Origin of the sequence: Idiomarina sp. UBA4206, from assembly GCF_002383015.1 — a bacterium.
Classification (GTDB): Bacteria; Pseudomonadota; Gammaproteobacteria; order Enterobacterales; family Alteromonadaceae; genus Idiomarina; species Idiomarina abyssalis.
The window spans coordinates 63275-72737 of sequence record NZ_DFTS01000039.1; the positions used below are offsets into that span (position 1 = coordinate 63275).

The following is a 9463-nucleotide window of genomic DNA, read 5'->3' on the forward strand; positions in this document are numbered from 1 at the left end:
ATAACCTGCCGTGGGAGCAAACGGACAAAGCCGCCGATTTACAGGCTGATATTTAAACAAAATTTTGCCTATAAATTTGCTTGTACCCCCTGAAATGTGGAGAATACGCGCATCGCAAGTTGCTCTTCATCTTCCAGGGGGTTTTTCATGTCAGATCGTCAATATCTCGCCAATGCTATCCGCGCGCTTAGTATGGATGCAGTTCAAAAAGCTAAGTCCGGCCACCCGGGAGCGCCCATGGGTATGGCAGATATCGCCGAAGTGTTATGGCGTGACTACCTGAAACATAACCCTAATAACCCGGGCTGGGCTGACCGCGACCGCTTTGTTTTATCAAACGGGCACGGCTCAATGCTGATCTACTCGCTGTTACACCTCTCAGGTTATGACCTGAGTATTGATGATTTAAAGCAATTCCGTCAGTTAGACTCAAAAACCCCGGGTCACCCTGAATATGGTTATACCCCTGGTGTGGAAACTACCACCGGCCCGTTGGGGCAAGGGCTTGCAAATGCGGTAGGTATGGCACTGGCCGAGAAAGTATTAGCCGCGCAGTTTAATCGTGAAAACCACGAAATTGTTGACCACCACACCTACACTTTCCTGGGTGATGGCTGTTTAATGGAAGGCATCTCTCACGAAGCTTGTTCGCTGGCGGGCACCTTAGGCTTAGGTAAGCTCATCGCGTTTTACGATGATAACGGCATTTCCATTGATGGCGAAGTTGAAGGCTGGTTTACCGACGATACTGCGAAGCGCTTTGAGTCTTATGGCTGGCACGTAGTCAATAAAGTCGACGGACACGACTCAGCAGCCATCACCCGGGCTATTGATGAAGCCCGTGCTAACGAAGATAAACCGACTCTGATCATTTGCAAAACGGTGATTGGCTATGGCGCACCGAACAAACAAGGCTCTGAAAGCTGCCACGGTGCACCTTTGGGCGATGACGAGATTGCAGCAGCGCGCAAACAGTTGAACTGGCCACACGAAGCCTTTGAAGTGCCGGCTGATGTTTACCAAAAATGGTCTGCGGTCGATAAAGGCGCAGCGGTTGAGTCTTCGTGGAACAAACGCTGGGTGGCTTATGAACAGGAACACCCGCAACTGGCAAAAGAACTGAAGCGCCGTTTGAATGGAGAGCTTCCGGAAAACTTCGAAAACACAGTGCACAACTATGCTAAGCAACTGCAAAGTAGCCCAGAAGCTATAGCTACGCGCAAGGCGTCTTTGAATGTACTGAATGAGTTTGGTCCTAAATTACCTGAACTGTTAGGTGGCTCGGCTGACCTGGCCGGCTCCAATCTAACCTTATGGAAGGACGCAAAAGGCATTACGGCGGATGACGCCAGTGGCAACTACGTGTTTTATGGCGTTCGTGAGTTTGGTATGTCTGCCATTATGAACGGCGTAACCCTGCATGGCGGGTTTAAAGCCTATGGCGCAACCTTCCTGATGTTTATGGAGTACGCCCGCAATGCTGTGCGTATGTCAGCGCTTATGAAACAGCCCAGCATCTTTGTTTATACCCACGACTCTATTGGTTTGGGTGAAGACGGGCCGACTCACCAGGCGGTAGAGCAGCTGGCTAATTTACGACAAACCCCTAATTTGCAGTGCTGGCGCCCGTGTGACCCGGTTGAAACCGCCGTTGCCTGGGGTGCGGCAATACAAAGCAGTAAAACTCCGACTGCGCTGGTTTTCAGCCGTCAGGGCATGCAACAGCAGGAGCGCAATGAAGATCAGCTCACTAATATTGCCCGTGGTGGTTATGTGCTGAAAGACTGCGACGGTGAGCCCGAAGTCATCTTAATTGCTACTGGCTCTGAAGTTGATTTAGCGGTTGAAGCTTATGAGCAACTTTCAGAACAAGGCCATAAGGTACGTGTTGTTTCTATGCCATCGACCAACGTGTTTGATATTCAGGATTCTGAGTACAAAGAGTCTGTGTTGCCATCAAAGGTTACTCGTCGCGTTGCAATTGAAGCCGGTATTGCGGACTTCTGGTACAAGTACATTGGCCTCAACGGCGAAATCGTCGGCATGACCACCTTTGGTGAATCTGCTCCGGCCGGCGACTTATACAAACACTTTGGTATTACCGCAGAAAATACTGTGGCTGCCGCTAAACGTTTGCTGGGAGCGTAAATGAGCAAACCGGCTCGTATTGCAATTAATGGTTTTGGCCGAATTGGCCGCAGCTTTTTGCGTGCTTTGTATGAAAATGGCTATCGCGACAGCGTGCAGGTGGTTCTAATTAATGAACCTGCAGCGTCGGAAGCAATAGCTCATTTACTGAAATACGACTCAAGCCACGGCCGGTTTGGAGAAAAAGTGACGCACTCTGGTGACACTTTAACAGTCGCTGGTGACGCCATTGCTTTAACGCATCAAACCGAGATTGAAGCTGTTGACTGGCGCGCTAATGACGTTGACTTTGTGGTTGATTGTACCGGGGTATTTGGCAGCCAGGCTGACGGCCAGCTTTACCTGCAGCAAGGGGTGAAGCGAGTACTGTACTCTCATCCCGGCAAACCGGATGTTGATTTCACTGCAATTTATGGGGTGAATGAAAAAGAGTTAACGGCCGAGCATAAAGTCGTGTCTAACGGCTCCTGCACAACGAATTGTATTGTGCCGGTGATAAAAGTGCTGGATGACACTTTTGGTATTGATTCAGGCGCCATTACCACCATTCATTCAGCGATGCACGACCAACAGGTTATTGATGCCTACCACCCTGATTTAAGGCGTACCCGTGCCGCCGGGCGTTCTATTATTCCGGTGGATACGCGGCTGGCGCGAGGCATTGAACGTATACTGCCGCATTTAGAAGGGCGTTTTGAGGCTATTGCGGTGCGAGTGCCTACCACAAACGTCACCGCCATGGACTTAAGTGTTACGTTAAACAATGATGCCACAATCGAGCAGATAAACCATGTGCTGCGTGAGCAAAGTGAGCATCAACTGGCGGGTATACTGGACTATACTGAAGAACCTTTAGTTTCAATAGATTTTAACCATGATCCACATTCTTCGATTGTCGATGGCACGCAAACCCGGGTCAGCCACAAGCGGCTGGTTAAGTTGTTGTGTTGGTGTGATAACGAGTGGGGCTTCGCTAATCGTTTGCTGGATACAGCAAAGACGATGGCTGAACAAATAGAACACTAAGTTTAGAGAGGATACCGCATGTCTGTCATTGCTATGACTGATTTGGATTTAAGTAATAAACGCGTACTTATCCGGGAAGATTTAAACGTTCCGGTAAAAAATGGCAAAGTTACCTCCGATGCGCGTTTAAAAGCAGCAATGCCAAGTATTCAACAAGCGTTAAAGGCTGGCGCTAAAGTTATGGTGATGTCTCACCTTGGTCGCCCGACCGAAGGTGAGTATGACGAGCAGTTCTCTATGCAGCCGGTTGTTGATTACCTAAAAGAGGCACTGGATTGCCCTGTCCGCCTGTGTAAAGACTACCTGGATGGTGTTGAAGTTAGTGCCGGGGAGCTGGTAGTTTTTGAAAACGTTCGCTTTAATGTGGGCGAAAAGAAAAACGACGACGAGCTTGCCAAAAAATTAGCCGGCTTGTGTGATGTTTATGTGATGGATGCTTTTGGCACCGCGCACCGGGCTCAAGCATCCACTCATGGTGTCGCTAAATATGCGCCAGTTGCCTGTGCCGGACCTCTGCTGGCTGGTGAGCTAGAAGCTTTAGGCAAAGCACTGGAAAACCCTAAGCGGCCATTAGTGGCCATTGTTGGTGGTTCAAAGGTTTCGACCAAACTCACGGTACTGGAGTCATTGTCCGGCGTTGTTGACCAGTTAATTGTGGGCGGCGGTATTGCGAACACTTTTGTTGCAGCTGCAGGCCATAAGGTTGGTAAGTCATTATACGAAGCCGATTTAACCGACGAAGCTACCCGTTTAATGGCGCAGGCGAAAGCCAAAGGCGGTGACATTCCATTACCCGTTGATGTGGTGACAGGTAAGGAATTCAGCGCAGAAGCAACAGCTGAAACGAAAGCCGTTAACGCCGTTGCAGATGACGACATGATTTTTGATATTGGCCCGGAAACAGCACAGCAGCTAGCCGCTATGCTGAAAAATGCAGGCACCATAGTCTGGAACGGGCCAGTGGGTGTTTTTGAATTTGAGCAGTTTGGGCATGGTACAAAAACCATCGCCGAAGCCATTGCACAAAGTGATGCGTTTTCAATTGCAGGCGGTGGCGACACCCTGGCGGCAATTGATCAATACGCTATCGCTGATAAGATAAGCTATATTTCAACAGGTGGCGGAGCGTTCCTGGAATTCCTGGAAGGTAAAACATTACCAGCCGTTGCGATTTTACAAGAACGGGCTAAAGACGCCTGAACATAAGTTTTAAATAAGGAGTATTTTTATGGCCCTGGTGTCATTACGACAGTTACTTGACCATGCTGCAGAGCATGACTACGGTGTCCCGGCGTTTAACGTCAATAACCTCGAGCAGATGCGTGCAATTATGCAGGCTGCTGATGCAACCGACAGCCCGGTTATCGTGCAGGCTTCTGCTGGCGCTCGTAAATACGCCGGTGCTCCTTTCCTGCGCCACTTAATTCAGGCCGCTGTTGAAGAATGGCCGCATATTCCTGTGGTTGTGCATCAGGACCATGGTACCTCTCCGGCGGTATGTCAGCGTTCTATTCAACTGGGCTTTAGCTCTGTGATGATGGACGGTTCTTTGCTGGAAGACGGAAAAACACCAGCCGAGTACGACTACAACGTAAAAGTTACCAAGCAAACTGTTGAAATGGCGCACGCCTGTGGCGTTTCTGTTGAAGGTGAGCTGGGTTGTCTTGGTTCACTGGAAACTGGTGAAGCGGGTGAAGAAGATGGTGTTGGCGCTGAAGGCAAGCTGTCGCATGAACAACTGCTGACAGACCCTGAAGAAGCGGCTGAATTTGTTAAAGCTACAAATGTGGATGCACTAGCTATTGCTTGTGGTACGTCACATGGTGCCTACAAATTCACTCGTCCACCAACTGGTGATATTTTGGCCATTGATCGCATTAAAGAGATTCATCGTCGCATTCCGGGTACACACTTGGTTATGCATGGTTCATCATCTGTACCGCAAGAGTGGCTGAAAATTATTAATGAATTTGGTGGCGAAATTCCGGAAACTTACGGTGTGCCGGTAGAGCAAATTCAGGAAGGTATTAAGCACGGTGTTCGCAAAGTAAACATTGATACCGATTTACGCCTGGCTTCAACTGGTGCTATTCGCCGGCACTTGGCTGAAAACCCGTCAAACTTTGATCCGCGTAAATTCTTTGCGGCAGCGACAACGGCAATGGAAGATATTTGCCGTGCACGCTATGAAGCCTTTGGTTGTGCTGGTATGGCGAGTAAAATTAAGCCAATTAACTTAGAATCAATGTTTCAGCGCTATGAAAATGGCGAATTAGACGCCATTGTTAAGTAACGAAGTACTTTATAAAAGACACAAATAACGAGGTTAGTGTGCGATTTTCTTTATTATTCGCTAGTTTGTTTTTACCTGTTGTAGCGAGTGCTCAAACATTTATGTTTGACGATGCTGATGACATTGATACAGAAACGGTTGAAGAGTGGGAGGCGAGTGCAGAGTTTGGCTTGCTTTACACTTCTGGTAATACCGAAACAGAAAGCCTGAAAGGTAAATTTAATGCATCGCGCGATATTCAAAATTGGCGCCATAAAGGTGTCTTTGATTATTACACCGCCGAACAGGAAGATCAGGAAACTGGTGAGAGTGTAGAAACTGCAGACCGGATGTTCGTATCCGCTCAGAGTAACTACAAGTTTGATCCTGATAGCCGCGACTCGCTGTTTGTTTTCGGTTCTTATGAAGAAGATGAATTTAGTGGCTTTGAATATCAGGCAACCGTAGCAACCGGTTACGGTGCTCGCTATCGCTACGACGAAGACATCTATGCCGACTATGAAATTGGTCCTGGTTATTCACGAACCAAACCGGTTCAGGTTGAAGGTGAACCACCAGTGGAGTCTGATGGCTCTATGATTTTGCGTCTGGCTGGCGGTTTGAACTGGAAAATCAGTGAAAACTCGCGCTTTAACGCATTGTTGTCATCGGAGATTGGTGAAGACAATACCAAGAGCAAAGCTGAACTCTCTGTATCTGCTAACATTAATAGCTCTCTGGCTATGAAGTTTTCGGTTGGTGCAAATCACAACTCTCAGGTTGCTGATGAAAGCATCGAAAAACTGGATACAGAAACCGCTGTGACTTTAGTTTACTCTTTCTAAAGTTTTTAGCTGTTATTTAAAGGCCGCACTTCATAATGAAGCGCGGCTTTTTTTCATTAAGCTGTCATAAAACCGTCTTAAACTGACGCAGTATCCTCAACTGGGCTGGTTTATGCGCGTTTCAACTTTTAGTCGTGTCTCTTCCTTTTCTTTGCTAGGTCTGTCGCTCTTATTTTTGTCAGTGCTGATTTGGGCTAGTAATCAGTTACAGCAATTTGAACAGCAACAGAATGTTTATTCATCTATAAAAGAAAAGTTAATGGTTGAGGTGGTAACTGAGCTCAGTGGTTATTTGCAATCTGGCAATGCGCTTTTATTGAATGAGGCAGAGACATCAGTTAATGAGGTTAATGCTCAGCTCGACACACTGGATTTAGCATCTATTTCGGTTATGCAGGAGCAACTGGATATAATCCGAAGTCGAATTTCTGAAGATTACCGAGCCATAGGCAAATTGTCTGGTCAGGAGTCTGCCTTGTTAGTTAATGCAGAGCGGTCATTATTTAACGAGTTATCACGCTTATTTGATTACGTACAAAAAGGCAGTAGCAATAATGCGGCAGCTGCAGAACGTTACCAAAGTATCGGCAGTGACTTAGTGTTATTAATTGCTGACCTGGTGCATACACGGGAACGTTTATCGAGCGGTGAGGCGGAAGAGCAGACGCTTAACCAGGTACTTAATGCCATACAAAAAGAAATAGGGCGATTGCAACAGCTACCCAAACTGGGTGTAAAAGAAGAACTTCCCGACCAGTCAATGATGCTGGTGGCAAGGGAGGCGAAAGAGTTGGGTCCGAAGATCGTCGCGGAAATGAATAGCTTGATTAAGCGTTACCCGCAGGAGCTGTCTTCAACGTTAGAGCTGATTCAATCACGCCGGAAAGCTTTTGCTTCAATATCGGATGATATCGCCAATATTCAATCCTTAGCAGTAGAAGTAGAACAAGAGCTTTTACAGCACCAGCAAGCTAACTTGATGCAGATAAAACTGCTGCTCATGGCATTAGTCGCTGTGCTATTAGTATTTTCAGTACTGAATTTTGTGTTATTAAAACGTATGGTTCTGACGCCTTTAAGAAGCTTGCGTGATGCGATGGAAACTTTGCTGGTCAAGCAAGAGCTTAATTATTTGCCCAATGCTGATCGCGATACTGAGATGGCTGAGATTGCGCAATTTTTTAACGGCATACTGAAGCAGACCCAACGTCGCGATGAAGAAAAATCTGAGCAAATGACGGTAGTCAATGAAGCACTAAAGCTAGTCATACAGGAGTTACAGCAAATTGTTCAGTCATCTGCCAGTACACAGACCTCAGCGTCCACGACTATCGATGGGATAGCCGAGCTAAGCAAGTTAACCGAAGAATTAAATCAGTGTACCAACACGCTGGAAAAGAATGCGCTGGATACGCAAGACTCAATGAAGCTGAGCCGTCAGCATACTCTTAAGTTAAGAGATGCCTCAGAACGTAATGAAAAGGCAATAAAAGCTGCAGAGCAGTCGGCTGCGGAGCTCGATATTTCGGTCAAAGAGGTTAAAGACGCGCTATCAATTATTTCGAGTATAGCTGACCAGACTAACTTACTGGCATTGAATGCAGCTATTGAAGCTGCCAGAGCGGGAGAACAAGGCCGTGGCTTTGCTGTGGTTGCTGATGAAGTTAGGCAATTAGCGCAAAAAACTCAGTCCTCACTTGGGGGAATAAAGGACTCTTTAATTCAATTAACTGAAGCGTCGTTGTCGATTGAAGATGGCTATCGGGAAATTGCTGAGGCCAGTGCATCTCAGCAACAATTCGTGGAGCATTTAGTGAAAACGTCAAATGCGGTGTCTGCTCAGGCTGAGGCTTCGACAGAAGAAGCGAAAAAATCTTTCAGGCTAGCAGAGCAACAAACAGAAAAGGTAGACGGATTTTCAAGTCAGTTAAAGTTTTTGGTGGATGAAATGGATAATGCTTACCAGCTATTAAGGCAAGTAGAGGTTCAAGTTGATACTCAAAGAACCGAAATAGAACGGGCGTTCAATTCATGAGTAATTAATTAAATCTTACGGTTCCTTTTATCTTTAGATTTCGCTAACATTCGCCGCAGCTAACATCGGCTGAAAAAAATCGGATAATGTTATGTCAGTGAACTCATTTCTTGGCGTATTTGCGAAGTCGCCAATCAAACCGATGATTGAGCACATGGATGAAGTGCACCGCTGCGCCTATGCGTTGAAAGATTTCTTTAAAGCGGTTTATTCAAAGGACTGGCAGAGTGCAGAAGTCGCTCGCGCAACCATCGTAAAACACGAATCCACCGCGGATGACATGAAGCGTAAAATCCGCCTGAACCTTCCTAGTGGCTTATTTATGCCTGTAGAACGAGCTGACTTACTTGAGCTTGTTTCACAGCAGGACAAAATTGCTAATAAAGCCAAAGACATCTCCGGTCTGGTTACGGGACGTGAATTGAGCATTCCTGAGTCATTAGTTAAAGACTTTGATGCGTATTTAAGTCGTTGCCTGGATGCTACAGACAAGGCTCGTGAAACCATTGGTGAATTTGACGACTTGCTGGAGACGGGCTTTAAAGGCCGCGAACGTGATCTTGTCGACAACTTCATTGCCGAGCTTGACGCAATTGAAGCCGATACTGATCAACTTCAAATTAAACTACGTCAGGACTTGCGTGGAATTGAGCTCGAAATGAACCCGGTAGATGTGATGTTCTTATATCGTATTCTGGATTGGGTGGGCGACTTGGCTGACTTGGCCGAGCGAGTCGGTGCACGTTTCGAACTGATGCTAGCACGCGTTTAAGCGGAGTCTGATTTATGGATATTATTTCTAGCTACAGCCTCCTGCTTATCGGGATGGCAGCGGTTTTTGGTTTCTTCATGGCCTGGGGTATTGGCGCAAATGACGTCGCAAATGCCATGGGTACGTCGGTTGGTTCCAAGGCGCTAACAATAAAACAGGCAATTCTTATTGCTATGGTTTTTGAGTTTGCCGGTGCTTACCTGGCAGGTGGAGAAGTCACTTCAACCATCCGCAAAGGCATTATTGACTCGGGCTACTTCGTTGATCAACCCGAACTACTTGTATTTGGTATGATCTCAGCGCTATTAGCCGCCGGATTTTGGTTGCTGATAGCTTCTTACCTTGGCTGGCCGGTATCAACCACG

8 protein-coding genes are annotated in these 9463 nt (G+C 46.9%); all 8 read left to right on the forward strand.

From position 1 onward, the window contains the following. Positions 1–147: 147 nt before the first annotated feature. Entirely contained in the window at positions 148–2148 is a 2001-nt protein-coding gene (gene tkt / locus B3180_RS08380; RefSeq protein ID WP_278358421.1) for a transketolase, read from the forward strand. Next, a complete protein-coding gene (gene epd / locus B3180_RS08385; protein ID WP_286843985.1) occupies positions 2149–3174 on the forward strand; it encodes an erythrose-4-phosphate dehydrogenase in 1026 nt (341 codons plus the stop codon). Positions 3175–3192: 18 nt separating this feature from the next. Next, a complete protein-coding gene (locus B3180_RS08390) occupies positions 3193–4374 on the forward strand; it encodes a phosphoglycerate kinase (RefSeq protein WP_222235809.1) in 1182 nt (393 codons plus the stop codon). 28 nt (positions 4375–4402) lie between these two features. Beyond that, positions 4403–5467 (forward strand): class II fructose-bisphosphate aldolase, encoded by a 1065-nt coding sequence (gene fba, locus B3180_RS08395; RefSeq protein ID WP_054489570.1) that lies wholly within the window; start codon positions 4403–4405, stop codon positions 5465–5467. Positions 5468–5505: 38 nt separating this feature from the next. After that, positions 5506–6291: a DUF481 domain-containing protein gene (locus B3180_RS08400; protein WP_074930807.1), complete on the forward strand. Its 786-nt coding sequence runs from the start codon at positions 5506–5508 to the stop codon at positions 6289–6291. Positions 6292–6403: 112 nt separating this feature from the next. Continuing rightward, complete coding sequence (locus B3180_RS08405; RefSeq protein ID WP_278360992.1) at positions 6404–8326, forward strand: methyl-accepting chemotaxis protein; 1923 nt, start codon at positions 6404–6406, stop codon at positions 8324–8326. A 91-nt stretch (positions 8327–8417) separates the two neighbouring features. Continuing rightward, the gene (locus B3180_RS08410; protein ID WP_054489568.1) at positions 8418–9098 is read left to right on the forward strand and encodes a TIGR00153 family protein; all 681 of its coding nucleotides are present in this window, start codon (positions 8418–8420) and stop codon (positions 9096–9098) included. A 14-nt stretch (positions 9099–9112) separates the two neighbouring features. Then, positions 9113–9463 (forward strand): inorganic phosphate transporter (locus B3180_RS08415; RefSeq protein ID WP_286843992.1); only part of this gene is annotated, 351 nt, incomplete at its 3' end.

Bases quoted from the DNA above. Each gene is read 5' to 3' on its own strand.
- B3180_RS08410 (WP_054489568.1), top strand. From the start codon at position 8,418: ATGTCAGTGAACTCATTTCTTGGCGTATTTGCGAAGTCGCCAATCAAA.
- epd (WP_286843985.1), top strand. From the start codon at position 2,149: ATGAGCAAACCGGCTCGTATTGCAATTAATGGTTTTGGCCGAATTGGC.
- B3180_RS08405 (WP_278360992.1), top strand. From the start codon at position 6,404: ATGCGCGTTTCAACTTTTAGTCGTGTCTCTTCCTTTTCTTTGCTAGGT.
- tkt (WP_278358421.1), top strand. From the start codon at position 148: ATGTCAGATCGTCAATATCTCGCCAATGCTATCCGCGCGCTTAGTATG.
- B3180_RS08390 (WP_222235809.1), top strand. From the start codon at position 3,193: ATGTCTGTCATTGCTATGACTGATTTGGATTTAAGTAATAAACGCGTA.
- fba (WP_054489570.1), top strand. From the start codon at position 4,403: ATGGCCCTGGTGTCATTACGACAGTTACTTGACCATGCTGCAGAGCAT.